At 45.6% G+C, this 26,290-nt stretch carries 21 protein-coding genes; 14 read left to right on the top strand and 7 right to left on the bottom strand.

Features of this window, described 5'->3' with window-relative positions:
* Positions 1-126: 126 nt before the first annotated feature.
* From DXB18_RS06325 to DXB18_RS06310, 4 genes are all read right to left on the bottom strand, one after another.
* Complete coding sequence (locus DXB18_RS06325) at positions 127-1,704, bottom strand: alpha-amylase family glycosyl hydrolase (protein WP_118540257.1); 1,578 nt, start codon at positions 1,702-1,704, stop codon at positions 127-129.
* An 87-nt stretch (positions 1,705-1,791) separates the two neighbouring features.
* On the bottom strand, positions 1,792-2,841 hold the full coding sequence (locus tag DXB18_RS06320) for a tripartite tricarboxylate transporter substrate-binding protein (protein WP_118540256.1): 1,050 nt from the start codon (positions 2,839-2,841) through the stop codon (positions 1,792-1,794).
* Positions 2,842-2,888: 47 nt separating this feature from the next.
* Positions 2,889-4,391 carry a tripartite tricarboxylate transporter permease gene (locus DXB18_RS06315; RefSeq protein WP_118540255.1) on the bottom strand — a complete coding sequence of 501 codons (1,503 nt, stop codon included), beginning with the start codon at positions 4,389-4,391 and terminating at the stop codon, positions 2,889-2,891.
* 12 nt (positions 4,392-4,403) lie between these two features.
* Positions 4,404-4,859, bottom strand: a complete 456-nt coding sequence (locus DXB18_RS06310; protein WP_118540254.1) for a tripartite tricarboxylate transporter TctB family protein — start codon at positions 4,857-4,859, stop codon at positions 4,404-4,406.
* A gap of 244 nt (positions 4,860-5,103) precedes the next feature.
* Here DXB18_RS06310 and DXB18_RS06305 point away from each other — a divergent pair, with 244 nt between their 5' ends.
* From DXB18_RS06305 to DXB18_RS06290, 4 genes are all read left to right on the top strand, one after another.
* Positions 5,104-6,882: a sigma-54-dependent transcriptional regulator gene (locus tag DXB18_RS06305; protein WP_118706639.1), complete on the top strand. Its 1,779-nt coding sequence runs from the start codon at positions 5,104-5,106 to the stop codon at positions 6,880-6,882.
* 72 nt (positions 6,883-6,954) lie between these two features.
* A complete protein-coding gene (locus DXB18_RS06300) occupies positions 6,955-8,274 on the top strand; it encodes an amino acid carrier protein (RefSeq protein ID WP_118706637.1) in 1,320 nt (439 codons plus the stop codon).
* A 265-nt stretch (positions 8,275-8,539) separates the two neighbouring features.
* Positions 8,540-9,454: a calcium/sodium antiporter gene (locus DXB18_RS06295; RefSeq protein WP_118540251.1), complete on the top strand. Its 915-nt coding sequence runs from the start codon at positions 8,540-8,542 to the stop codon at positions 9,452-9,454.
* 469 nt (positions 9,455-9,923) lie between these two features.
* Positions 9,924-10,835, top strand: a complete 912-nt coding sequence (locus DXB18_RS06290) for an AEC family transporter (protein WP_118540250.1) — start codon at positions 9,924-9,926, stop codon at positions 10,833-10,835.
* A 38-nt stretch (positions 10,836-10,873) separates the two neighbouring features.
* Here the strand turns inward: DXB18_RS06290 and DXB18_RS06285 are convergent, their stop codons facing one another.
* Complete coding sequence (locus DXB18_RS06285) at positions 10,874-11,788, bottom strand: LysR family transcriptional regulator (RefSeq protein ID WP_182430493.1); 915 nt, start codon at positions 11,786-11,788, stop codon at positions 10,874-10,876.
* 283 nt (positions 11,789-12,071) lie between these two features.
* Between DXB18_RS06285 and DXB18_RS06280 the strand changes: the two genes are divergently transcribed.
* From DXB18_RS06280 to DXB18_RS06260, 5 genes are all read left to right on the top strand, one after another.
* The gene (locus DXB18_RS06280) at positions 12,072-13,340 is read left to right on the top strand and encodes an FAD-dependent oxidoreductase (RefSeq protein WP_182430492.1); all 1,269 of its coding nucleotides are present in this window, start codon (positions 12,072-12,074) and stop codon (positions 13,338-13,340) included.
* A gap of 31 nt (positions 13,341-13,371) precedes the next feature.
* Positions 13,372-14,817, top strand: a complete 1,446-nt coding sequence (locus tag DXB18_RS06275; RefSeq protein WP_182430491.1) for an SLC13 family permease — start codon at positions 13,372-13,374, stop codon at positions 14,815-14,817.
* Positions 14,818-14,920: 103 nt separating this feature from the next.
* Complete coding sequence (gene aroE, locus DXB18_RS06270) at positions 14,921-15,793, top strand: shikimate dehydrogenase (protein ID WP_118706653.1); 873 nt, start codon at positions 14,921-14,923, stop codon at positions 15,791-15,793.
* Positions 15,794-16,027: 234 nt separating this feature from the next.
* Positions 16,028-17,467 carry an SLC13 family permease gene (locus DXB18_RS06265; RefSeq protein ID WP_118706629.1) on the top strand — a complete coding sequence of 480 codons (1,440 nt, stop codon included), beginning with the start codon at positions 16,028-16,030 and terminating at the stop codon, positions 17,465-17,467.
* A 55-nt stretch (positions 17,468-17,522) separates the two neighbouring features.
* Positions 17,523-18,791: an FAD-dependent oxidoreductase gene (locus tag DXB18_RS06260; protein ID WP_118706627.1), complete on the top strand. Its 1,269-nt coding sequence runs from the start codon at positions 17,523-17,525 to the stop codon at positions 18,789-18,791.
* On the opposite strand, the gene DXB18_RS06255 is transcribed toward DXB18_RS06260, so the two are convergent.
* Both DXB18_RS06255 and DXB18_RS06250 read right to left on the bottom strand, forming a co-directional pair.
* Positions 18,786-19,694, bottom strand: a complete 909-nt coding sequence (locus tag DXB18_RS06255) for a LysR family transcriptional regulator (RefSeq protein WP_118706625.1) — start codon at positions 19,692-19,694, stop codon at positions 18,786-18,788. The two genes, DXB18_RS06260 and DXB18_RS06255, sit on opposite strands and share 6 nt — an antisense overlap.
* Entirely contained in the window at positions 19,691-20,596 is a 906-nt protein-coding gene (locus DXB18_RS06250) for a LysR family transcriptional regulator (RefSeq protein ID WP_118706623.1), read from the bottom strand. The genes DXB18_RS06255 and DXB18_RS06250 overlap by 4 nt, the downstream gene beginning before the upstream one ends.
* Positions 20,597-20,811: 215 nt before the next feature.
* Between DXB18_RS06250 and DXB18_RS06245 the strand changes: the two genes are divergently transcribed.
* The 5 genes from DXB18_RS06245 (at position 20,812) to DXB18_RS06225 (ending at position 26,260) form a co-directional block, all read left to right on the top strand.
* Complete coding sequence (locus DXB18_RS06245; protein ID WP_118540248.1) at positions 20,812-22,272, top strand: SLC13 family permease; 1,461 nt, start codon at positions 20,812-20,814, stop codon at positions 22,270-22,272.
* Positions 22,273-22,316: 44 nt separating this feature from the next.
* Positions 22,317-23,576 (top strand): FAD-dependent oxidoreductase, encoded by a 1,260-nt coding sequence (locus DXB18_RS06240; protein WP_118706621.1) that lies wholly within the window; start codon positions 22,317-22,319, stop codon positions 23,574-23,576.
* A gap of 76 nt (positions 23,577-23,652) precedes the next feature.
* Complete coding sequence (locus DXB18_RS06235; RefSeq protein WP_118540246.1) at positions 23,653-24,213, top strand: chorismate mutase; 561 nt, start codon at positions 23,653-23,655, stop codon at positions 24,211-24,213.
* A 171-nt stretch (positions 24,214-24,384) separates the two neighbouring features.
* Complete coding sequence (locus DXB18_RS06230) at positions 24,385-25,254, top strand: DMT family transporter (protein ID WP_118706619.1); 870 nt, start codon at positions 24,385-24,387, stop codon at positions 25,252-25,254.
* A gap of 202 nt (positions 25,255-25,456) precedes the next feature.
* A complete protein-coding gene (locus DXB18_RS06225; protein WP_118706617.1) occupies positions 25,457-26,260 on the top strand; it encodes a shikimate kinase in 804 nt (267 codons plus the stop codon).
* Positions 26,261-26,290 lie beyond the last annotated feature (30 nt).

The raw sequence follows: 26,290 nt of genomic DNA, 5'->3' as shown, positions 1-26,290 counted from the left end.
ACTTTTAAAAGAGCGGTGGAATTTACTTTTGCACTGGAATTTACTTTTTCAAGTCAGCTGTGTTTTTCAGCTGAAACTTTCAAAAGTAAATTCTACCGTTTGCATGCCCGTGCTTTTTCAGTTCTCTTAAATTGCAAAAAATGATGCGGATGCCGCTGGGACAGTCAAAGTGTTTGCCTGGATTTTTGCTGTTCCATGGTTTGAATAAATGACAGATTTTACATATACTTTTTCTGTAAGTTTACAACTTGCTTCTTTATCTTTCGGATTAAGAACAATCAACACTTTCTCCGTCTCGCATTCTCTTACGTAGACAAGAGGGTATTTTCCTTTTTCGGCATACAGAAATCGGATGGATGGACATGACTGTAAGGCAGGATGTGTTTTTCTAATATGAATCAGTTCCTGTATTTCATGCCAGAGTGAATCTGGGCGAGTCATCTGTTCTTCTACAGTAGGTCTGTTGCAATCTGGATCGATTGGTGCATATAATTTATCTGTACCAGCAGCGGAGAATCCGGCATTTACTTTTGTATTCCATTGCATAGGAGTTCTGCACTGTGTTCTTTCTTCACTGCCTTCGACAGAATCCAATCCGTCCAGATTTTTCATTCCAATTTCATCACCGTAATAAAGAAATGGTGCTCCTGGCATAGATAGAATGAATGCGAAGGCAATTTTTATTTCTTCATCATCTAAATGCTCGCGGATTCTGCTGATATCATGATTCCCGGAAGGTGTGCAGATTAATCCCTTTCCATCTGTCATTTCATAATCTTTACAAAAGTTTTCTACAAAACCGGAAATATCTCCTTTTCCGGCTCTGGAAAAGTAAGGGGTATCAGAACGGAAGAGTTCCCAATAGTGCTGCTTCCCTCTCTTTAAAAGGAAATCCATATGAAAGCCTCCACGAATGGAGTAAGAAGGATATCCCCATTCGGAGATCATGGCCGCATTTGGGAATTCCTGATCAAGAAAATCACGAAAATATCGCCATAATCGAACATTTCCTTCCTGATCTGGGTCGTTCTTTATCACTTCTCCGGCCATATCAACCCGGAAACCATCACATCCCATTTCCAACCAAAACCGCATGATGTCTTTTAATGCATCTCTTGTTGCAAGCGGACCGGGGGCATCCATGGGCAACTGCCAGCTGGGGTCATCTACTCTTGCAAAACCATAATTCAACGCAGGCTGTGTAGAATAGAAATTAACAGCGCAGCATCCTGGTCTGCCTCCAAAACCAATAATAAATCCACGAATATTATAATTATTTTCACCAGGCTGATCTATTTGAGGTTTTACCTTTCGATAGGGAGTCCAAATATATCGTTCTGTGTACTCATTTTTTAAGCTTGAAGCTGAGATTTTGAACCATGGATGTTCAATTGACGTATGGCCGGGAACCAGATCCAGGATGATATGCATGTCTCTTTTATGTACTTCTTCAAATAAATTGGCGATATCCTGATTCGTCCCATAGCGTGGCGCAACTTTATAGTAATCTCGAATATCATATCCAGCATCAAAAAAAGGAGAATCAAAACAGGGATTCATCCAGATTGCATTGCAGCCAAGCTCTTTAATATAATCAAGTTTACTGATAATTCCAGGAATATCACCGATTCCATCTCCGTTACTGTCGCAAAAACTTTGCGGATATATTTCATAGAATACTGCATTTTCCAGCCATTTTGGCATAGTATCACTCCTCCTGATAGAAAAAGGGCTGTGGTCTTCCCATGCCAAGCAGTTTTGGTCAGAACACAGCCGACTTTTTATTTTTGATTATTTATCTGCAAGATATGCATCGTTTGCATCAGTCATGATCTGGCGAGTTGTCTCCAAATCATTGTAATATGGACTTAATAAATATTTGCTAAGATATTCTTTCCATGCGTCACTCTCAGACACTTTTTTAAATACATCACTCCAATATTGCTGAGCCTCCTCGCTCATGGAAGCGGATGCGATCACACTTCTCCACATTGGATTCTCAACTGTTTTATATCCAAGCTCTTCCATAGTAGGTGCAGTGTCAAGCGGGGCTTCAAAACGTTCGCTTGATAATGCTACAACTGGAGTAATATCTCCGCTCTCTACATAAGAAATTGCAGCTGCAGGAGAACCCATTGCAAGCTCGATGTGATCACCCATCAATGCAGTAATAGATTCTGAAGAAGAATCATACATCATGTAATTGAAACCATCTGCTTTGTCGAGCTCATCCGCAAACATATTAAAGGCAGTCATTTCATTACTCTTGGTTCCGCCAACGTTTAATTTTGTTCCTGATTCAATTGCTGACATAATGTCATCGAAGCTTTGATATTTACTATTTGTGCTGGCGAAGATTAATTGTTTATCAGCGGCCAGTGTTGCAAGCGGAGCAAAGTCGGTAATGGTTAATCCGATGTCTGAACTTAACATACTCTGCATGTCACCGGAAGAAAAGCAAAGTAATGTATTGTCAGGATCAGAGGTATCATGTGTTTCAATTCTCACGATATTTCCACCACCATCAGAATTGTTGTTAATGACAATCGTAGGCTTAACAAGTCCTTCTTTTGTACAAATATCGGCAATTGTACGGGCAAACAAATCTGAGTTTCCACCTGCTTTAGAACTGATGTTAAATGTGATCGTACCGCTAGGTTCCCACGCAGATTTTGCTTCTTCTGTAGATTCTTCTTTTGCGGTTTCTTCAGAGCTTTCTGACACAGATGCATTCTGTGTTGTATCGGCTGCCGGTTTTGATGCAGTTTCGCTGCTTCCACATCCGGCCAACATTACACAGGTCAAGAGTGCGCCAAGAGATACTACGGTTGATTTTTTCATGTTAATTCCTCCTGAATGAATTATTATATAGATTGCTACTGCAATTCTTATCTGTTTTTCTGTCTGGCTTTTTTGTAAATCTTTTTGAGAACAGGACTAAACATCAAACCGATGAAAATCAACAGGAAAACCAGTGATAAAGGTTTTTCCACGAAAATGCTAAGACTTCCCCCCGATATATTTAATGCTCTGCGAAGATTAATCTCAAATGTTACAGAAAGAATGGTGGCAAGCAGCATCGGTGATGCGGAATAGCCAAAGCGCTGGAAGAGATACCCGAGGATTCCGCCGATGATCATGATCAGAACTCCCCACATGGAAGTTGTGGAAGCATAGGATCCAACAAAACATACCATTGTGATAGTTGGAATCAGGATTTTATTGGGGATACAGATCACCTTCATAATGACTGGAATCATAACGAGCGCAAACACTAATGAAATGATATTGGAAACATATAAAGATGAAATCAAGCCCCAGGCAAAGTCAGGAGAGTCAATAAATAATCTTGGTCCTGGCTGTAAGCCCCACATCATTAACCCACCAAGAAGTACAGCTGTTGTGCCGCTTCCGGGAATTCCTAACGCAAGAAGCGGACCAAATGCACCTGCTGCTGCTCCATTATTTGCTGCTTCTGATGCGGCAATTCCTTCAATTGCACCGGTACCAAGCGGTTCTTTATTTTTTGACTTTTTCTGAATCGTATAATTCACAATAGATGCCATTGTAGCTCCAGCACCGGGAATAAAGCCAATGACAGAACCAAGGATTCCACCTCGGATAACGGGAGATTTTATTCTGGATATATCTTCTTTTTCTAGTTTGCAATCTTTTATGCCAATCTTTTTTACGACAAGCTCGTTCTCACGTTCTTCCTGTGTCACCAGGTTAAATACCTGTGCCATTCCAATAAAGCCTACGACCAGAGGAATGAAATTGACTCCACTCAGCAAATGCACAACTCCAAATGTGTATCTGGCTTCTCCTGTGTTTGTGCTGATTCCAATGGTTGCAATGAGAATGCCAATGCAGGTGATCGCCAGTCCCTTTAACACATTTCCTTCAATGAGCCAGCTAATGGAACTTAATGCCACAAGCATCAGCGTAGTCATTTCAGCAGGGCCAAATTTTAAACCGAATTCAGCCAGTGCCGGGCCGAAAAAGGTCAGTATGACCATGCCGATCAGTCCGCCGACAAAGGAAGACATGTTTGATACCATTAATGCCTTACCAGGTTTTCCTTTTCGAGCCAGCGGATAACCGTCTAGAGCTGTCATAATAGCAGGTGCATCTCCAGGGACATTGATCAAAATAGAACTAAAAGCACCGCCAAACATATTAGCGTAATAGATAGCACCTAACATGATAATGGCTGTTGTAGGGTTGAACGCGTAGGTCAGTGGTAATAATAATGCTATTCCGACTAAGGAACCGATACCAGGCATTGCACCTACGATGAGTCCAAGAACAGCACCGATGGCAGCAGCACCGACATTTTGAAATGTCAATGCTGTCTGAAATCCCGAAAGCAGATAATTCAAAGTTTCCATACAAGTCTCCTCCTATCCTAACAATTTCAACCATGCGCCTTTTGGAAACCGGATCTTTAGGCCGAGACCGAATCCAAAATAGATAATGACAAACATAGCTGCTGTCGCAATTATCGTAGTTTTCCAGTTAACTTTCGCATACAGTTTCAACCATAATACATAGAAGACAAATAGTGCTGGAAGAAATCCAATATATTTGGTGAAGAAATAAACCAGCACAATCGCGCCCAGAAGAATACAGGCTTTCCAATCTACTGTGACAGCTTCTTCTTTAAAACTGCTGATAAAATTAAATATGCTGGCTATTAAAAGAACAGCTGCAATGACAACTGGGAAAAAACCGTCTTTTGGAGCACCAGCAGCTGAATCCCATAATCCATACTCTGTAATTCCTTTGTAAATCCATACAGCGGATGCCACGATCATGATTAATGGAAAAAGAAAATTCAGTTTAAGCTTACCTTTCATAGTTGTTTGTTCCTCCCTTCATTTGCTTACACCTTAAACTATAATGTTGCTAAATTCAACATTTTGACCAGACAAAAATGTTTCATTATTAAACATAATAATATTTTCCACAATTTATACAATTTTGGAAGGGAAATATTGTTGATAATTATATTTAGATGTTTAGTATTGAAACATTTGATGATTTGTGATATGATTTTTATACAAAACCAAACCAGATGACTATTTTGATTGGAGATGAATTATGAAAACTCGTATTCTTGCAATCGTTCCATATCCTGGCATGCAGCAGATTTTAAATGATATTGTCACGCAGTACGAGGATATTGAATTGACGGTCCGGATAAGCAGCTTGGAAAAGGCAGTAGAAATAGCGCGGTCCTATGCTCCGGATGAACTGGATGTGATCATTGCGCGCGGAGGTACAGCAGAGCGATTACAAAAGAGCATGGATATTCCCGTCGTCAAAATAGAACTTACTACATATGATATTCTGCGTGCGATTAAGCTAGCTGAAAATTATACCAGCAGATTTGCTATTATTGGTATTTCGGCTATTACGCAGAATGCTACTTTATTGTGTAATCTCATGCAATATAATATCAAGACGGTTACTTTGAATGATTATTCTGATTTTAAGGCTGAAATATCAGAACTTCGGAAAGATGGATATGAAATGGTCCTCTGCGATTATAGTACCTCGCATATTGCTTATGAGCTTGGTTTGAACCATATTTTGATTACCTCCAGTAGAGAGAGCATTGAAACTGCTTTTAAGCAGGCTTTATTGAAGGCTCATCAGGTAACATTTTACCGTCATCAGGCAAAGCTGTTGGAAGCTGCTTTTTCACAAAGCCACGAATATGTAATGATTTATGATAGGGATTTTGATTGTGTATTCAGTAATTTACAGAACATCTCGGATAACAAAGCTATTTTTGAAATCATAAAAACACATCTGGATTCTTTTATTTCAGACAATTCTTTTTGTTTAGAAGAACAGACGGATCGGTTTTTTCTTTCTTTCCGTTCGGCACATATTTTTGTGGAAAAGAAAAAATATTTCTGTATTTTTTTGACCAGAAAGCTGGCTTCGCAGCAGAAAAATGACGATCCTCTTTCCGCTACGGAAGAAAAAGAAACAATCAGTTTTGAAAGCGATTCTTATGGAAATGCGAATATGATCGGCAAAACGCGCAGGATTCTTGAATCGTATGCGGATACGCGCCAATCTGTATTAATATTAGGGGAATATGGAACCGGAAAGGATCAGGCGGCTGCTTTTATACAAAGCCAGAGTGCATACAAAAGTAATCCGTATTGTGTCATTGATTGCAATACTACAAACAATAAAAAATGGTCTTATTATATGGACCATCCGGATTCTCCATTTAATGATTTAAATAGCACTATTTTTATCAAAGACATTCATGTACTGAACGAAGCGGTTGCAAAGAAACTATTTTTATATTTGAAAAGCAATGAAGGGCATAGGCAAAACCGATTTCTGTTTTCTTATACAATCAGTGCCTACACCGCTGCTGATAATTATATCCTTCGATATTTGACAACGGAACTGTTGTGTTTGAAGCTTCAGCTGCCTCCACTTCGGGAACGAGTCGAAGATCTCTCTAATATTGCAACTCTGTATATCAGTCAGGCAAATACGGAACTCGGAAAACAGGTTGTAGGATTCGAATCAGGAGCCATGGACCTGATCCGATCTTTTAGCTGGTCTCAGAATCTCGCCCAGTTTAAAAGAATGATACGAGAATTAATTGTACAGACAGATGGGGATTATATTTCAGTGGATCAGCTCCGGACAGCGTTACATCAGGAAACACAATTATTTGTACCGGTGCTTCAGCCAGGATATGCCATAATCAATCTGGAGCAATCCCTAGAGGAAATCAATCGAGATATTGCCCAAATTGTTCTTGAACAGGAAAATATGAATCGAACAAAAACGGTAGAGCATTTGCAGATCAGTCGTACTACCTTGTGGCGTATGCTGCAAAAATAAGATTTCATGGGTGACAAAAGAAGGAACGTTTCTGCATAAGATGAATAGAAAAGCTAATATCCGGAGATAACCATGCAGCAGACATTGCAGCTGTTACACGAAATCGTCTGGGGGCCGTGGACGATGCTTTTGTTTCTGGGGACAGGACTGTTCTTTACCGTGAAGTCTGGTGGATTTCAGATCCGGAAACTACCATACTGGTGGAAAAAGACGGTGGGAAGTCTTGGAAAAGGTTCGATTTCTTCATTCCAGACCTCCTGCACTGCGCTGGCTGCTACCATTGGCACAGGCAATATTGTCGGAGTGGCCACGGCTCTGACTGCCGGCGGCCCCGGTGCCGTGTTTTGGCTCTGGATTTCAGCCCTCATCGGCATGGCCACGGCTTACGCGGAAACCAGCCTGGGACAGAAGTACCGTTATCGCAGGCCGGATGGCACGTGGCAGTGTGGTCCCATGGTGTCTATGGAGCGAGGACTGGGCTGCCGGAGCCTGGGACTGATTTATGCGCTGTTTGCGGTACTGGCGTCTCTGGGGATGGGAAGCATGGTGCAGGCGAATGCGGTCAGTGAAACGCTTTGCTATGAAGCCGGCATGAAGCAGGAAATTGCGGCAGTTCTGGTAACGGCCCTGACGGCTGCAGTGGTGTGGGGAGGGATCCGGCGCATTTCCCGGATGACTTCCTGGTTTGTTCCGCTGTCTGCGGGAATTTATTTTTTCTTTTCCGTGAGGGTTCTGGTGGTGTGCCGACGCAGCATTCCGGTGGTGCTTGGGAAGATTTTAAAAGAAGCCTGGACACCAGGGGCGGCCGGCGGTGGAATTGCCGGATTTCTGTTTTCACGAAGTGTGCGTTTTGGCCTGGCCCGGGGGGTGTTTTCCAACGAAGCGGGACTTGGAACGCTTGCGGTGCTGCATGGCGCGGTCGAGGATACCACGCCGGAGGAACAGGGCATGTGGGCCATGTTTGAGGTGTTTGTTGATACGATGGTGATCTGCACGCTGACGGCTCTGGTGATTTTGTGTGCAGGAATGGAGTCTGGTCTGGATGGCGCTGCTCTTACCTCCTTTTGTTTTACCAAAATTCTCGGCAGTTTTGGCGGATTTCTGGTGTCCATCAGCATGGCTGCGTTCGCTTTTGCCACGATTGTTGGCTGGTACTATATAGGAAGACAGATGTTTTCTTATCTGGCAGAGTACCTGTGTCCTGGTGTAAATACGGAATATCTGTATATCATTCTTTATCTTCTGGCAGTCTGGCTGGGGTGCATCTGCCGTTTGGAGCTTGTCTGGCTTATGTCGGATCTGGTGAATGGCCTGATGGCATATCCAAATCTTCTATCCCTGTGGCTCCTGGCAGACCATGTACAGTTCCCAAAAATAAAAGCTAAAAAATAGTTATATAGACAAAAATAAAATCAATCACGAGACCTGCTCCCGCTGGCATTCCAGCATGTCGTAGCCATGATTGTGGGCTGCGTCACACCGGCCATCATTTTATGCGGTGTACTCAATGCAGATACGCATACACGGAATAAAGAGATTTTCGATAAGTGCATGGAGAAAGCCGGCACCGCCTTGACAAGTACATCAAAACCACCTATACTGTATTTCACTTCACGAAAGAATACAAAAACCTGGGGACAGGGCAGGAGGAAAGATTATGATGTACGTCTGGCTGATCATCGGCTTTGTGCTTCTGATCAAGGGAGCGGATTATTTTGTGGAGGCGAGCTCTTCCATTGCACGGGCACTCCGTGTTCCAAGTATTATTATCGGTCTTACCATTGTGGCATTTGGAACCAGCGCGCCGGAGCTGGCAGTCAGCACAACGGCTGCGCTGACCGGGAATAATGAGATCGCGGTGGGCAATGTCATCGGATCGAACCTGTTTAACCTTCTGGTGGTTCTCGGAGCCTGCGGGGTCATCCGTCCGTTCGCGGTACAGCTGCGCTGGGATTATGCAGCGTCTGTTGGTGTGGCAGTGGTTCTGTTTTTTATGATCGTCCGTGACCACTTCATCAGTCGCCCGGAAGCTGTTTTTTTACTGGTCTTGTTTGCCGGTTTTATTGCCCTGACAATCCGCGATGCGCTCACAAACCGGACTGAGGCAGATGAAGAAATTTCCGTGCTTTCCCCGCTTTGGAGTGTGATCTATATTTTTGGCGGCATTGCAGCGATCGTATGTGGCGGCAATCTGGTGGTCGACAGCGCGAAAGCCATTGCACTTTCCTTCGGTCTTTCCCAGACCCTGGTTGGTCTGACGGTTGTAGCACTTGGAACTTCCCTGCCGGAGCTGGTCACTTCTGTGGTGGCATCCAGAAAAGGGGAAAACGGACTGGCGCTCGGAAATGTCATCGGCTCCAACATTTTTAATATCCTGATGGTGCTTGCGGCTTCCGCAGCGGTTCATCCGATCGCGGTAACACCGTTTGCGGTCATCGACACGGCATGTCTGATTGTAGCCAGTGTGCTTACCTGGTTTTTATGCCGCAGCAAGCTGCGCATCAGCCGGATGGAAGGCGTGGTCATGCTGCTTATGTATGCAGGGTATCTGGTCTATATTTGTATGCGGTAACATGGAACGCGTGGAAATGCAGGAATGTCCCCGCATGGTTATTTTCGCGCCCTGAACAAATGGGAAAAAGAAGAAAAGATACAAAAAAAGCAAGTGCCGGGAAATGCACTTGCTTTTTGTCGTTATAAAAAGGGAGGAGAGCTGATAACCTGCGTTATCAGCTCGAGTATTATGAAAAAAATCTTTTAAGCGTTTTATAAACAACTCGTTTGCTCTTGTTGTTTATGGTTATAGTATAGGGAGAAATCGTGAAGAAATCATGTTAAATCTGTAAAAGGTTTTTGAATGAATTGTGAACGAAATATGAATAACAGAACCGGGCAAGCAGGGAATGCAGGGTTACGGATCTGTGCGTGAACAGTAACCATGCAGCATAGCAAGACCGAATAAAACAAAAAACAGCTTGCTATCCGGGAAATTCTGATGCACAATGAACTGCGGAAGATAAAAGAAGGATGGTAAGTTATTTATGACTGCAATACTTATGAAAGCGGGATGTTTTATCGCCATCATCCTGCTGGGATACATGCTGCGCCGGATTGGTGTATTTCAGAAAGAAGATTTTCATGTACTTTCAAAACTTGTTTTAAAGGTTACTTTGCCGGCAGCGCTGGTAAGCAGTGTGGCAGGAAAGGAGATTTCTCCTTCCATGCTGGTTTTGTGTTTATTTGGATTTGGCGGCAGTGTGATTTATATGGCAGTCATGTATGTGCTGAACCTACGCGCACCGAAGGAAAAACGGGCATTTAAAGTGCTCAATATTTCCGGATATAATATTGGAACTTTTACAATGCCGTTTGTACAGAGCTTTCTGGGGACAGATGGCATGATGACGACCAGTCTGTTTGATACCGGCAATGCGTTTATGTGCCTGGGCGGTTCCTACTGCATCGCTTCCATGATCAAGCATGGAGACGGAAAAATGGATCTCAAACAGATTGCCGGTACTTTGGTGCGTTCTGTTCCCTTTGATACCTACATTATTATGACGGCGCTGAACCTGTTTCATGTAAAGCTGCCAGAGGTGGTTGTCACATTTGCCGGGGTGATCGGAAATGCGAACCCGTTTCTGGCAATGCTGATGCTGGGCGTCGGCATGGAATTGTCCATAAACCGGGAACAGATTGCTGACATGGTGCGCATTCTTGTGTTTCGCTACGGAATTTCTGTTTTGCTGGCAGTAGCATGTTTTCGTCTGCTCCCTTTCCAGCTGGAGTACCGTCAGGCACTTGCATTTTTAGTGTTCAGCCCGATTTCCGCTGCAGTTCCGGCTTTTACGGCGAATCTTGGCGAAGATTATGGCTTTTCCAGCGCGATCAACACGCTTTCTGCGATGATCAGTATCGTCTGCATCGTGGTGACGCTGGTTTTGGTTTTATAGTGTAAAACAGTTATAGGCAAAGAGAAGAAGCTGGACTTTTAATGGATACAAAAAGCTTCTACATAAGAAGCAAACTGGGAAACAAGGCTCTTTTTCTGCATCTGGCTGTTTTTCACGATCATGGTGGTATAGCGGGAAAGCGGCTGATTCATTTTGATTTTTCTCACATCGTAGGTGGTGGTGGCAACCAATCCGGAGAGAAAGGTAATGCCATAACCATCTTCCACCATCTTCAAGAGCGCATCGGTCTGGTTGCATTCAAATGCAATATGAGGGACGATATGGTAGTAGGAAAAACGGTTGCGGATCAGACTGTTGACTGAGTTTTGCTTATCTAGGATAAGCAGGCGTTCCTCCTTTAATTCTGCCCAGTCGATGCAGCTTCGCCCGGCAAGTGGGTGGTTGCTTGGGACAATTGCAAAATATTCATCGCTGACGAGATCGCGACAGTAATAATCGGTAAGGTCAAAGACCGACAGATTGGAAACATGCTGTTCGCGGTCTTCTATTTTTGCGGTAAAACAGATATCGGTTTTTCCCTCCAAAAGCCAGGAGACGACCTGCTGGGCATAGCCTTTCTGGATATTGATGTGAAGATTGTCTTCTGGAAACTGATCCATAAAAGAGGCAATGGGTTCGGTAAGACCAACTTTTCCGAGATGGTCAACGCTGCCGATCGTGATGGATTTTTCGGCGGAATACCGGGAAAGTTCGCTTTTGATCGTGCGATAATTTTTCAGTGCATTTTGTGCATAAACAAGAAAATCGTGTCCGGCAGGGGTTAACTGCAGCTGCCGTTTTTCTCTGGAAAACAGTTTTACGTTCAGCTCGTCTTCCAGTTTGGTGATCTGTTTGGACAGAGATGACTGCGAAATCATCAGACTGTAGGAAGCTTCGGTAAAACTGAGTGATTCTGCGATCGCGATAAAGTATTCTAATTGATCGGTATGCATAGACATTCCTGCCTTTCTTGAGACATGATAGCGTGATTTCATCACTCAATAATTTCGCCGTTTGCCAAAAATCTGCAGGCAGCTTTCTGGCTCACTTTGTTGATTATATCATTAGGAAAGAATGAAACGCAAGCTGCAACCGGCATGGATCTTCCCGATAACTTTCAAATATCGAATAGATGGTTTCCGAATCGGAATTGTTGTTTTGGTTTTTTTGGGATACAATTTGGATAAACAAAAACCGAATGCGCAGACGGGACAGAACATTTACATGGAGGGGATTATGTCAAAAACAAGCAAATACAATCTGATCGTAGTTGGCGGCGGTACATCTGGAATTTTATGTGCGCTTGCGGCTGCAAGATCCGGTCTGAAAACGGCAATCATCGAGAAGAATACCTATCTGGGTGGTATGGCATGCGGCAGTGGTCTGACAGAGATGAATGCTGCCGGTTTTCAGTCAAAACCCTTATATCGGGGAATTGAACAGGAAATTTTTGATGCGCTGATTGCAAGCGGTCATGCAGAATACCATTTTGCAGTTCCGATGTCATCCAACAAAGACGTCAAAGTAGATCGTCTGCGTTATGATCCGGAAATGTTAAAAATCATTTTCGAACAAAAGGCTGTGGACGCCGGCATTGATCTTTATTATGAAACAGAACTGGAACGTGCCTGTGAGCGGGAAGCGGAGTGTGAAGTAACGGTAAGAACGCTTTATGAGACGTTTACCCTGCACAGCGATTATCTTGCGGATGCCACCGGAAATGCCAATGTGATCCGTGCACTTGGCGGTGAAACGATCAAAACCCCGGAAGAGCAGCAGCTTACCGCAACCCTGATGTTCCGTCTTTCCAACGTTGATATGGACAAGCTGAAGCAGTATCAGGAGAGCGGAAAGATTCCGGACCTTATCCGGGAAGGGTTTGAGCAGGGAATTCTCAAAGGAAAGATTCTTGCGTTTACCCCGATTCCAGGCTCACGGGATGTGAGTTTAAATGTAACGCGTGCACAGGGCGATTATGAAGATGCAGGTGCGTATACCCGGAGTATTGTGGATGCAAGAAAGCAGATTTTATCGGTTCTTGCATTTGTAAAAGAAAAAGTTCCTGGTATGGAACAGGCCTATGTATCCAACATTGCCCCGGTTATGGGTGTGCGTGATGGCCGCCGGGCGGAATGTTCATACACACTGAAACTGGAAGACCTGGAAAATATGACCGATTTTGCAGACAGCATTGCATGCGGATGTTATCCGATGGACATTCACGATCCAGTCACAAAGTCTGTAATATGGAAGGTTTTACCGGGCGTGTACCACATTCCGTACCGGAGCCTGGTGCCAAAGAAATTGCACCGCACTCTGGTTTTGGGCAAAAGTCTGTGTGCAGAGAAAAAAGTAACTGCGGCAATCCGCGTAATGCCGATTATGATGAATGTCGGGGAATCCGCTGGATATCTGTTTGCGCTTGCCCAGAAGGATCACAGTGATTTGGATACACTCAAGGCAGAAGAGATACGTGCGTGTCTGAGTGCACATTATGGTGCGTGAGACATTTCACGATAACAAAGGAGAAGGAGTTATGGACAAAAATAAGAAAAATCTGATTTACATGGTGGTTGCGTTCGCGTTTATATTGCTGACGCCGCTGATTCCGGCACCGGAGGGGCTTACAACAGCTTCCATGCAGGCAATTGGTCTGTTTATTGGAATTATGATTTTGTGGAACTTTGTAGGAACAGACTGGCCAAGCTTTTTGTGTATGGCTATGGTTGCAGTGATCGGACTGATGAAACCGGCAGCCATCTTTTCTTCCGGTTTTGGTAACTCCACCATTGCATTCCTGATGGTATTCTTTATGTTAAGCCATGTATTGAGCCAGGTTGGTTTTTCCAGACGTATGGCAATCTGGTTTATGACCAACAAGATTGCGAAGAAAGGTCCGTGGGCATTCGTCATCATGTTCCTGTTTGGTGCCATGTTTGTGGCATCCTTTATGTCACAGACGGCAGCACTCCTGATCTTTCTGCCGATCGCAGAGCAGATCTTCAGCGAACTGGAGTACCAGAAAGGTGACCGCGTTCCGCAGATGATCGTGTTAGGTCTGGGCATTGCGGTCGGTATCGGTTCTGCCAACACACCGCTTGGACATGCGATTGTCCTGATCCCGATTCAGCTTCTGCTGGAGCAGACCGGCTTATCGGTAAATATTGTTTCCTATAGCCTGTTTGGCTTTGCAACGGGCATCCTGATCTTTGTTCTGCTGATCCTGATGTACCGTTTCCTTTACAGACCGGATTTAAGCCGTATGAAAGATTACGATGTTTCCCATTTAAGAGAGTCTCTTCCGGAGATGGGAAAACAGGAGAAAATTGCAGCAACCCTGTTTGTAGCTGTTATCGCAGTATGGATCATTCAGAGCTGCTTTAAGAACCTCACACTGCCGATTGTGAATATGAAACTGAGTGCGCTTGGCAATGCAGTTCCGGTTATGATTGCGATCATCATTTTATGTATCTGGAAAGTAGACGGAAAGCCGATCATGGATTATAAAGAGTCTGCGACAAAGGGAGTACCGTGGAGCGCTCTGATTTTCAACGCTGCAGTTCTGGTTTTAAGCGGAACCCTGACACTGGAAGATGTAGGAATCTCCAATTTCCTGATTGAAAAGATCACACCGGTTGTTTCCGGACTGGATCAGGGCGTATTCATCCTGATTATTGCTGCCCTGTGTATTATTGCAACAAACTTTTCTTCTAACACCGTGTGCGCAACCGTATTCTTCACGATCTCTGCCCCGATCGCAATTGCAATGGGCAATGTCAACATGGTTGCACTGGCATCCGTTATCGCTGCGGCAGCATCTTACGCATTTGCAACTCCGCCGTCCACAATGCCGATGGCAGTCGTTGCAGGAACTGGATGGGTTGATGTAAAGGAGATGTTCAAATACGGCGGTCTTGCCGCAATTTTCAGTATCCTTGTACTTTCCTTCATTGGCTATCCGATCGCGGCAGCAGTCCTGTAAATCTATTTTCCCATAATGGCTGTGCGCAGATTCCTCAATAAATGACTTGCCAGTATGCAAAAATCAGAGTAAAATAAAGCACAAATCATTGCTGAATGGGAGGATTAAGATGGAAATTAGCGGACATACACAAATGCTGTGCCTGATCGGAAGTCCGGTAGGACATTCCGGTTCCCCGGCCATGTACAATTACAGCTTCCAGAAGCTTGGACTGGATTATGCTTATCTTGCCTATGATATCAAGGAAGAGGAGACTGCAGAGGCAGTAAAGGCACTTCGCCTGCTGAATGTAAAAGGCTTTAACATTACTATGCCATGCAAAACTGCGACCCTGGCATGCTGCGACGAACTGTCGAAAGCAGCAGAACTGATCGGAGCAGTCAATACCGTAGTCAATGACCATGGCAAGCTCATCGGTCACAATACGGACGGTCTGGGCTGGGTCAGAAACTGCCGTGAACATGGTTTCGAAATCACAGGAAAGAAGATGACCATTGCCGGTTCCGGCGGTGCAGCAACTGCAATTGAGATTACGGCAGCACTGGAAGGCATGCGGGAAATCTCTATCTTTGCAAGAAAGGATTCTTTCTTTGCAAACGCAGAGACAACGGTAGAGAAGATCCGCGAACATGTTCCGTCCTGCACGGTGAACCTGTTTGATCTTGACGACCAGGAGGCATTCCGAAAAGAAATCGCGGACAGCGACATCTTCACCAATGCAACCCGTGTTGGCATGAAGCCGATGGATGACCAGAGTCTGATCACCGATCCGGGCATGTTCCGCAAGGATCTGGTTGTTTCCGACGTGGTTTACAATCCACGGGAGACCAAACTCTTAAAAGAGGCAGCCGCCGCTGGCTGCAAGACGATTCCTGGAATCGGCATGCTGCTCTGGCAGGGTGCAGAAGCGTTCAAGCTTTACACCGGACAGGAGATGCCGGCACAGGAAGTCATGGAGAAATACTTCGCTGAGTAAGTGCGGTGTGTGACAAAAATCAATTGCAAAATGAGCGGCAGATATCCGTTTTTTGGTATCTGCCGCTCATTTTGCTGTATTGCACTTATTCCATAACGGCAATTCTGACAGTATTTATTCTTAAATGGAATAAATCGACAAAAAAGCGAATTGCTTGAAAAATTGGGAATGGCTATACTGGTTCTTGAAAGGAAAACTTCGGTATACAAATGACCAAGAAAGGAGAAGTGTTTTATGAATGCAAAAAAATGGGTTGTGGTAGTAGTAAGTTTATTCCTGATGTTTGGAATGGGGTATATTCCTCCGATGTTTGGCTTGTCGGTACTGGGCATGCAGGTGGCAGGTATTTTTCTGGGAACGGTGCTGTTGTGGCTGTTTGTTTCGGTTTCCTGGCCAAGTGTGTTATGTATTGTGGCTCTGATGTTTACTTCGCTTTACAGTTATTCGGATGCACTGAAGGCATCTATGGGCGGCTGGATCGTATCCTTTGTTCTGTTCAGTTCCATGGTGACCTGGGTGCTGGGACAGACTGGTCTGTTAAAACGTGTGGCAGTCTGGTTTGTAACCCGTCCGTTTACCAAAAAGAATCCGTGGATCTTTATCGGACTTCTGTTTTTGGCTCCGCTGGTAATCGGTTCTTTCATGTCCCCGGTACCGACCTTTATCGTGTTCGTACCGATCGCAGAGCAGATCTTTGAAGAACTTGGTTACAAAAAGGGTGATAAATTCCCGCAGGTAATTATGCTGGGAATCCTGTTCTTTTCATCTCTTTCCACAATTACGACGCCGATCGCGCATACCGTACCGATTCTGGCGATGTCTCTGTATGAGAAAGATATGGGTCAGCCAATCGATTTTGTAAGCTATACTATATTCGGTGTTGTTTCTGCAATTGTTATTTTCGTGATTGCACTGCTTCTGTGCAAGTTTGTATTCCGTCTGGAGACAGAACGTCTGCAGAAACTGGATACGGAAATCCTGAGCCAGGGAATTACAAAAATGGGACGTGAGGAAACTTACTCTCTGGCAGTTTTCGCAGTCGTTGTATTTTTATGGATGATCCCGGGTCTGATCAAAGGAGTGCTGCCGGGAGTTGCTTCCTTTATCAGTGGTCTTGGTACCCCGACTCCGGCTATGATCGGCGTGGTCGCACTGTGTCTGATCCATGTAGATGGAAAACCGCTGATGAACTTTAATATGGCAATTTCCAAAGTTCCGTGGACGGCTGTTATGATGGTTGCTGCAACCGGTATTCTGGGTGGTGCCCTGACCAATGAGGAAGTTGGTCTGACTGCAGTGGTAGTCGATGCACTTTCCCCGCTGATCGGAAATATGTCCCCGATGTTATTTGTAGTATGTATTTCTGTTGTCACGGTTATGCTGACAAACTTTGCATCCAATACCGTAACAGTTACCCTGCTTTACAGCATTGCGCTGCCGCTGGTATATGGAGGAGCAGTAGCGGGTGTAAACCCTGGAGCACTCGCAAGCGTGATCGGTGCAGGCGCCTGTGTAGCACTGGCAACTCCGCCGTCTACTGCCCACGCAGCAGTTGCAGCCGGTACTGGCTGGTTAAAGACGGACCTGATGCTGAAATATGGTCTGATTCTTTCTGTGATGGCTGCAGTTGTGATCGCAGTTGTTGGCTATCCGATTGCTGCCATGTTTATGTAGGTTATGCGTACAGGATGGAACAATAAGAAGGAAACGTGTGGAGGAAAACTGGAAAATGGAGATCAAAAGCTGGGAACAGCGTTATGAGTGTATTGTAGTTGGCGGCGGAACAGCCGGATTTGCAGCAGCAGTTACTGCGGCAAAAAGCGGAGTGAAAACTCTGCTGATTGAAGAACGCGGAAGCCTTGGTGGTACAGCGACCGGAGCCAGGATCGGGCAGCTGATGGGGTTTGCAGCCGGAGAAGATAAGGCAGAGAAAAAAGGAATCGTAAAGGAAATTCTGGAACGCCTGATGTCAGAAGGCGGAAGCAACGGTATTGAAACCATTTATCTGTGCGGTGATCCGGATCTGGATGTCGCAGTCATCCCGTATGATCCGGAAATCATGAAAAATGTGATGGAGGATATGGTGTTTGAGTCCGGGGCGGATGTCCTGCTCCATACCCGTGTGATCGGAACCGAGACAAACGGTTCGAAAATCGAGGCAGTCCTGATCCACAATCAGGAAGGCATCCAGCGAATTTATGCCGACACGGTGATCGATGCGAGTTTCCATGCATCTGTGGCAGCGGATGCAGGATGCAGATGGAAGGCAGGAAATGAGAAGGGGCAGCTGCAGCCGGGAACGCTGATGTACGAGATGGGCGGCGTGGATGCAGAACGCTGGGCAAAGGTACCGCAGAAAGAAAAGCGGGAACTTGCTGAGCAGGGACTGAAAGAAGGGTGCCTGTATGTGAACAACCTGCTGGCCCGTCCGCTTCCGAATGGAATTTACTATTGTAATATGAGCCGGATTCAGGTGAACCCACTTGATACATTGCAGTGGAGCCGCGCAGAGTATGAGGCAAGAAAACAGGTAAAAGGGATCAGCCGCTTTTTCCAGGAACATGTGCCGGGTTTTGAGCAGGCGCACCTTACGGCAACCGGAGAATTTACCGGACTGCGCGACTCGAGACGCATCATGGGAAATTATGTGCTGACCAATGAAGATGTTTTGAATGGAACAGAATTCGAAGATGCAGTAGCGAAGAGTTCGTATCCGATTGATATCCATGATACAAACGGGGTATCCAGTACCATCATCAAGCCCAAAACCGGTGTATTCTTTATTCCATACCGTTCTATGGTTACGGATGCCTGCAAAAACCTGATCCTGGCAGGCCGCTGTATCTCTACGGAATATGAGGCGCATGCCTGCATCCGTGTCATGATTACCTGCATCCGGCTGGGCGAGGCAGCAGGACGCGCCGCATATTACTGCAGGGAGCAGGGTGTAGATGCTGCTTCCCTGGATGGACGCATCCTGAAGCAGGAACTGTTATAAACCGGAATTGAGGGACTGTTTCATATAATTCCAGAACAGACTGACGGATTCATCTTGTGGATGATTGCGCATGACCATCTGAGTATCACGAACCAGTCCGCCTTCCAATGGGATGATGTCGAGGTCATCGGATTCGGTAACCAGGCGGGTAAGAATGGCGATGCCCAGGTTCTGGGAGACCATGTGCAGGACAGAGCGTACGCTGCTGCAGCAGATGGAAGAATGGATGGTAACATGGTAATACTCAAACAGCTGCTGCAGTGCATGTTGGTAAACATCCATGGACGAATCCGGAAAGATAAAGGCCTGTTTGTCCAGTTCTGCAAAGGATAAGTGTTTGCGCCCGTGGAATGGATGTCCTTTCCCAACGACAACATAGTAGGGATCCCGGAAACAGGAAATGCTTTTTAAGGACGGATCATCGGCAAAGGTCTTTTTGGGGATCGCATCGGCGTACATGCTGGAAACAAAAACGATGTCCAGTTCATTTTTCATGAGGGCATGGAGAAGTGGCGATGTGGTCCCATCTTTTACAGTGATTTCAATAGACGGATGCAGATTGATAAAGTGGGCTATGGCGGGAGCCAGAGGATTTTTCTGACCAAAGTAAATACTGCCAAGGCGAAGCTGACGGGAGGATTCTTCCCGGTGTTTTGCAACAGACTCACAGATTTCATCATAGGCATCGAGAATCTTCATGCCGCAGCGCACAAAATCTTCTCCAACCGGAGTCAGATATACTTTCCGGGTAGTGCGGACAAACAATGGAGCTCCGAGTTCTTCTTCCATTTTACGGATTTCTTTGGAGACTGCGGACTGGGAGCGGTTTAAGGATAACGCGGCTTCTAAAAAGGTTTTATGTTCCATGATGGCGATCACGCATCGGATCTGTTCGATATTCATAGCGGTTTCCTTTCTAACTGATAACGTTTCACATACCTGGTAAAAGAGCGGATGGATGGATAATCCAGAAGCTCTTTTAACGTTACATAATAAATAGAGCGGTGCAGGCGGTTTTCGAAAGGAATGATGGCAAAGGAACCGTCCTGCATGCTTGTAGCAATGCTTTTGGAAGAGATACCGACACCCAGATCATGGGCAGCCAGCTGGATGACCAGATCGGATTGGCTGGTTTCGCAGAGAATGTTGGGTGTGATGTTGTTTTCTTCAAAGATCCGGTCCAGACTTTTTCGCAGTGCGGACGCGGGGGAAGGCATAATGACAGGAACATCTTTTAAGTCTTCTACAGAAACCGTCTTTTTTAGTGTCAGTGGACTCTGATGGGAGGTGATGATGGAGTAAAAATCATCCTGAACTTTACAGTAGTAGAAATCCGGCTCCTGTTCGAGCTGTTCTTCTGTGGCGATGATGAACGCTGCATGGATCTTACGGTCCAGAAGCATCTGTTGCAGATGAGCACTTCCGTTTACCATAAAGGAATAGTTTAAGCCCGGGTGGAGACAGTGATAGTCACTTAAGATCTGTAAAAAGTTGGTATAACCGGCGATCCACAACAGGCCGATTCGCAAAGTTCCTGCTTCCAGGATACTCTGCTTGTGCATCAGTTCTGTGAGCTGGTCCACACCGCCTAAGATTCTCTGTGCATGGTGGGCAAACTGTTCCCCGGCATCGGTCAGGGAAACCGATTTGGAGTGGCGGATGAGAAGCGGTACCTCCAGTTCCTGTTCCAGTTTCATGATCTGCTGGGAAAGAGAGGGCTGCGACAGGTACAGATTTTTCGCTGCCGCAGAGATGTTTTTCTCCTTGGCAATTTCAAGAAAGTAGCGTAATTGTTGCATTTGCATGAGAAAAAAGCTCCTTTTTGCGTGAAAAAATAAAATTTTTGTGATATGTATCTAAAAAAATACGATGATATAGGAATAACTTATCGATTTGATAATATTATGATATTTTACAAATGTCAATAACCTTTGTATCATAAAAAATACAAAAACAAAGGAATAAAGTTGCGGTCGAGGTTGACGAATCCGGAAACGGCAACAAAGAAAGGGGTTTTATTATGAAAAGCAAAAGCAGCAAAGACACAATCTTTTTGATCCTGTCGCTGGCAATCATCATCGGGTCACGGTTTGTCCCGGAGTTTGGAGGACTTTCCTCTGAGGCAATCGGAGTACTTGGCGTATTCTTCGGTTCCCTGATCATGTGGATCACCATTTCCATTGACTGGCCGAGCATGATCACGTTAATGGCACTTGGCTTTCTGCCAACGTTTGGTTTTTCAAAAACATTTTCAGGAGCATTTGGCAACACGACGGTAGCATTTTTGATCTTTACCTTTATGCTGATATATCCGCTTTCCAAGACAAACTTTGTAAGGCGCTGTACGGTATCCTTTATCACAAACAAGATTGCAAGAAAGGGACCATGGTACTTTGTCTGCTTCCTGTTTGCAGCAGTTACCTTCATGGGCTTATTCGTATCCCCGTCTGTTTTGTTCGTTGCATTCATGCCATTCCTTGAGGATATCTTCCAGGTACTCGGTGTGAAGAAGGGCGGAAAGACCGGCAACATGATCATGATGGGAACCGCTTTCTGCATCAGCCTTTCTTCCGGTATGACGGCAATCGGACATGTATGGCCGACTATGGCAATTGGTTATTATAATGCAGCAACCGGAAATGATGTCAATCAGTTCCAGTTCATGGCAATGGGAATTCCGACCGGTATTCTCCTCATTATCCTGCTGATCCTGGTATTTAAGTTCATTTATCGCCCGGATGATATCCATGAGATCAAACCGGAGAACGCAATGGGACTGCGTGGAACGGTTCCGAAGGCAGACACCAAAGAGAAAATCATTCTTGGTGTTGTAGGATTAACCGTATTTTTATGGGTTGGTCCGAGCCTGATCAAAGGCAGCTTCCCGGATCTTTACAAGACCATCAATGGCTGGTCTACCGCAATGCCTCCGTTATTAGGCTGCATCCTTCTGTTCATCACCAAAGTGGATGGCGAGCGCATCTTAAACTTCAAGGAAGGCGTTACCAAAGGAATTCTGTGGGGAAGTATCCTTATGACCGGCGCAGCAACCTGGCTTGGTTCCTGCCTGACCAACGCAGATATCGGTATCAGCGACTGGCTGACTGCATCCCTGTCTCCGTTGACTGCAGCACTTCCGCTTACCGGTATGATCTTATTCTTCATGCTGTGGGCACTGCTTGAGACAAACTTTTCTTCCAATATTGTTACCACAACCGTAGTAAGTGCAGTCGCACTGTCTGTTTTAACTGCACTTCCGGCTGGAAGCGTAAGTGTTGGTTCTGTAGTATGTATGGTTGGTATCGCAGCAGCAGTCTGCAACATGACACCGGCAGGTCAGAGTACCATCAACACCGTGGCAATCGGTTCCGGGTGGACCACGACGAAAGATATGTTTATCTGGGGCGGTATTTTCGCACTGATGGCACTGCTTGTCCTGACATTCTTTGCATACCCGCTGGGAGCATTGGTCATTGGTTAAAAAGAGAACCTCATCATTGGCAAAAAAAAGGAGTATAGAGCAATATGGAACGTTTGTATCAGTATGATGTCGTTGTTGTCGGAGGAGGAACCGCCGGAGTATCTGCTGCGGTTGGAGCTGCAAAGACAGGAGCGAAAACACTTTTAATAGAGCGGAATGCTTATCTTGGCGGAGAGGCAACCCATTCCGGAGTCAGTGCTTTCTGTGGCTTTTTTACATGCGGAGAAAATCCAATCCGTGTTGTGGAGGGTGTTGGACAGCTCGTCTTAAACGAGATGGAGGCGCTTGGACCGACCGTGGATTATGTCATTTCCGCAACTGGAAACCGTAACATCAATTTCCAGCCGGAATACTTAAAATGCGCAATGGACAATCTGCTTGAAAAAGAAAGTGTGGACTACTTCTTACATACGTATGTGATCAGTGCGAAGATGGAGAACGGATCCATTGAATCCATCCAGTGTGCTGATGATGAGGGAAGTTTTACTGTAACGGCTAAAACCTTTGTGGATGCATCCGGAGATGCCAACCTCTCCCACCTTGCCGGTGCAAAGCTGGTTTGGGGTGGTGAAGACGGATGTCCGCAGGCGGCAACCTTACCGTTTCGCTTAAGCGGTGTAGACACGAATTGTGATATGTCACCGGCAGCCGTGGAGCGCGCCGTAGTAAAGGCAAAAGAGGCCGGTATCCCGAATCTTACCAAAGAAAAAGGCTTTATCCTGAAAAAAGAAGATTCTGATATTGTCTGTGTCCTGCTTCCAAGTGTCATCCCGGAGGGACTGACGGCAGCAGACCTTACCAGCATGGAGCGGGAGACCAGAAAACAGGTGCTCAGCTATGTGAAGGCATTAAAAACTTATATGCCGGGCATGGAGCGTGCGGAGTTAGCGGTGATCGGACCGTCCATCGGTTTTCGGGAAACCAGAAAGCTGGTTGGAAAAGAAACGATTACTGTGGATGATGTGCTTACCCGGAAAAAATGTCCGGACAGCGTGGCGCGCGGCGGGTGGAAACCGGAGATCCATAAAGACGTCAATAAGATGGCAACCTATCTGGAGGTAAAGGAAGGAAGCTATTTTGATATTCCGCTTGGTGCGCTGCAGTCGGAAAATATTGAAAACCTGTACGGCGCAGGCCGTATGATTTCCTCTGATGAAGCGGCATTTGCAGCAGTCCGTGTTATGGGAACCTGCTTTGCAACCGGACACGCAGCCGGAGTTGCAGCAGCATGCCAGGCCCTGGACGGAACGGTGGATGTAAAACATGTCCAGGAAGTATTGAAAAAACAGGGGGCATTGGTGTAAAATAAGATATTGTGTCGTCATCTGTCAGATAGGACACGGCAGCACATCTGCAGCAATGCAAATGGGAGGATGAAAGATGACTTTAGAAGAGGTAAGAAAAGAGATTGACCGGGTAGATACCCAGATCAAGCCATTGTTTTTACAGCGCATGGCCTGTGCAGACCATGTGGCAGCAGCAAAAGCGGAGAATGGATCGGATGTATTTGTCCCTGTAAGAGAAGATGAGATCATTGCCAAACGCACGGCGGATGTTGACGCAAAGGTGAAGAAAGAATATGACATGTTTTTGCGCCACCTGATGAGTGTGTGCCGCAGATACCAGTACGGGATCCTGACCGGAATGCAGGAAACGGTGATCGCACAAGCCCTGCAGGCAGCTGGTCTTGATGAAAACACAGACCATGAACAGATTACGGTATACTTTACTGACAGCCGTAAAAACAGCAAACTGAATCTTTACATGAACATGGTCCGTTTAAACGACATCCTGATCGATGCCATGGAAGTAACCAGCCGGGACGATGAGCAACAGGTAGTGCTGAAGCTGCACGGAAATATCAAAGAGCCGGATATGAGAAGACTGTTATGTCAGCTTGGCAAAGAAGCAAATGAATTTAAAATTACTGCGCTGCAGTAATCAGCGGATGCGTCGCTCACTGGCGCATCCCCGATATGCAATACAATCCATCAGCCGTTCGGGATATCGTTCCGAACGGCTGTGTGAGGTTTTGTGCTGTTTACGCAACGCGTGAGCAGCAGCTTTTGCGTTAGTTGACGAATCATATGTACATAAGGAAGGAAGTTTATCATGAAGCGAAATGCCGGATATCTTTATTTACTGATCACCTTTTTCTGTTGGGGAAGCATTTATGTTGTGAGCAAGTATGCACTTGCCGTAATGGGACCGGTTACGGTGTCATTTTGCCGTTATCTGATCTCTGTCATCTGTCTGTATGGAATCCTGAAATGGAAAGGCGGACAGAAGAAAATTGCGAAGGAACACTGGCCGTATCTGCTGATTCTGGGCGGACTTGGCTATTTTGCTGCAATCATCCTGCAGCTTGGCGGAACTGCACTGCTTTCCGGTTCTCTTGCATCCTTAATTAATTCCTTAAACCCAATCATGATTTCGATTTTTGCGGCAGTCTTCTTAAAGGAGAAGATCACCTGGAAAAATGTAGTGAGTATCATTGTTTCACTGATCGGTGTTTATATTATTCTTGGAAACGGTGCATCCGTCATTAATCCGGTCGGCATTGTACTCTCAGCAGGTTCTGTTGTTTTGTGGTCTGCTGCGTCTGTGTCGATCCGCAAAATTTCCGGATATTATGATCCGGTGCAGACAGCGCTTTATGGTATGCTGATTGCCCTGGTGTTAAATATTCCGGCAGCAGTCTTTGAAAATGTGTTCATGACAAGAAGCCATCCTACGGCTGTGGCCCTTCTGGCATGCGTGTTCGTTGCCGTATTCGGAACCGCCGTGGCACATACCTGCTGGAATAAGAGCCTGCAGATGTTAAATGCAAGCACCTGTTCCATGTTTTATCCGTTACAGCCGCTGGTTTCTGCTGTGCTTGGTGTTGTGCTGCTGCATGAGGTCATCACCTGGCAGTTCGTGGTTGGAGCAATCCTCATCTGTTCCGGTATTGTCGTAACGTTTTTACCTACAAAAAAATGAAAAATCAGCACTTTAAAGTGATAAAATCATTGCGCGTTTCTGCAACTGCTGATATAATTGCATAGAAAGTAGAATAAAGGTTCCGGATATTCCGCAGGCAGACCTGCGGGGTGTCCGGAATTGTTATAATGAAAAAAGCCAGGGATGGTCAGGGATGGTCAAAAGAGGAGTTTCGGTCATGGCTGGAAGAGGAGAATGTGCAATGGACAGAATTGAGGAGATCCGTAAGAAAATTGGAGTATGCGACGATATCATCATCAAGCAGCTGGTTGACCGTATGGAATGCATCCAGGAGATCATTGCTTATAAAAAGCAGAATGGTATCCCGATCCTGCAGCCGGAACAGGAGAAGAAGCAGGAGAACAATTTAAAACAGAAGCTGGGTGACAATGCATTCGAGGAAGAAATCCTCAACATCTTCAAGTACATTGTAAAGAACAGCCGTAAGATCCAGGCAAAAGCCCTGTTCGATTACAACATTTTCCTGATCGGCTTTATGGGTGCCGGAAAGAGTACGGTTGCGAAAGAACTGAAACGTCAGCTGGAGATGAACTATGTGGAGATGGACCAGCTCATCGTGGAGAAACAGGGCATGTCCATTTCCGAGATCTTTGCAGAGTACGGCGAGGTATACTTCCGAAATCTCGAGAGCAATACGCTCATTGAACTTCAGAAGCGCAAACAGACGATCGTCTCCTGCGGCGGCGGTGTCGTTGTGCGTGAGGACAACAAGGACCACATGAGAAAGCACGGAAGAGTTGTGCTTCTGACTGCAACTCCGGAGACGGTTTACAACCGTGTAAAGGACAGTACGGAGCGTCCAATCCTGAATGACAACATGAATGTGGAGTTTATCGCGAACCTTCAGGAAAAGAGACGGACCATGTACGAAACCGCAGCCGATGTAGTCGTTCCGACGGATGGAAAGACTCCAGACGAAATCTGCCGCGAAATTGTCGAGAAACTGACCCAGTTGGATATTGCAACCAGCGCAGTAAATGTGTAAGATAGAGATAAATATATACAAAGGGGGATT

The organism is Clostridium sp. OM02-18AC (assembly GCF_003481825.1).
GTDB lineage: Bacteria > Bacillota > Clostridia > Lachnospirales > Lachnospiraceae > Brotaphodocola.
This window is presented reverse-complemented; position numbering and strand designations above follow the sequence as displayed.

Coding starts and splice junctions, on each gene's coding strand:
- DXB18_RS06310 (WP_118540254.1), bottom strand. CDS start 4,859: ATGAAAGGTAAGCTTAAACTGAATTTTCTTTTTCCATTAATCATGATC.
- DXB18_RS06240 (WP_118706621.1), top strand. CDS start 22,317: ATGGAACGTTTGTATCAGTATGATGTCGTTGTTGTCGGAGGAGGAACC.
- DXB18_RS06250 (WP_118706623.1), bottom strand. CDS start 20,596: ATGCAAATGCAACAATTACGCTACTTTCTTGAAATTGCCAAGGAGAAA.
- DXB18_RS06280 (WP_182430492.1), top strand. CDS start 12,072: ATGTCAAAAACAAGCAAATACAATCTGATCGTAGTTGGCGGCGGTACA.
- DXB18_RS06245 (WP_118540248.1), top strand. CDS start 20,812: ATGAAAAGCAAAAGCAGCAAAGACACAATCTTTTTGATCCTGTCGCTG.
- DXB18_RS06225 (WP_118706617.1), top strand. CDS start 25,457: ATGGACAGAATTGAGGAGATCCGTAAGAAAATTGGAGTATGCGACGAT.
- DXB18_RS06265 (WP_118706629.1), top strand. CDS start 16,028: ATGAATGCAAAAAAATGGGTTGTGGTAGTAGTAAGTTTATTCCTGATG.
- DXB18_RS06295 (WP_118540251.1), top strand. CDS start 8,540: ATGATGTACGTCTGGCTGATCATCGGCTTTGTGCTTCTGATCAAGGGA.
- DXB18_RS06290 (WP_118540250.1), top strand. CDS start 9,924: ATGACTGCAATACTTATGAAAGCGGGATGTTTTATCGCCATCATCCTG.
- DXB18_RS06230 (WP_118706619.1), top strand. CDS start 24,385: ATGAAGCGAAATGCCGGATATCTTTATTTACTGATCACCTTTTTCTGT.
- DXB18_RS06305 (WP_118706639.1), top strand. CDS start 5,104: ATGAAAACTCGTATTCTTGCAATCGTTCCATATCCTGGCATGCAGCAG.
- DXB18_RS06255 (WP_118706625.1), bottom strand. CDS start 19,694: ATGAATATCGAACAGATCCGATGCGTGATCGCCATCATGGAACATAAA.
- DXB18_RS06260 (WP_118706627.1), top strand. CDS start 17,523: ATGGAGATCAAAAGCTGGGAACAGCGTTATGAGTGTATTGTAGTTGGC.
- DXB18_RS06325 (WP_118540257.1), bottom strand. CDS start 1,704: ATGCCAAAATGGCTGGAAAATGCAGTATTCTATGAAATATATCCGCAA.
- DXB18_RS06300 (WP_118706637.1), top strand. CDS start 6,955: ATGCAGCAGACATTGCAGCTGTTACACGAAATCGTCTGGGGGCCGTGG.
- DXB18_RS06320 (WP_118540256.1), bottom strand. CDS start 2,841: ATGAAAAAATCAACCGTAGTATCTCTTGGCGCACTCTTGACCTGTGTA.
- DXB18_RS06285 (WP_182430493.1), bottom strand. CDS start 11,788: ATGCATACCGATCAATTAGAATACTTTATCGCGATCGCAGAATCACTC.
- DXB18_RS06275 (WP_182430491.1), top strand. CDS start 13,372: ATGGACAAAAATAAGAAAAATCTGATTTACATGGTGGTTGCGTTCGCG.
- DXB18_RS06315 (WP_118540255.1), bottom strand. CDS start 4,391: ATGGAAACTTTGAATTATCTGCTTTCGGGATTTCAGACAGCATTGACA.
- DXB18_RS06235 (WP_118540246.1), top strand. CDS start 23,653: ATGACTTTAGAAGAGGTAAGAAAAGAGATTGACCGGGTAGATACCCAG.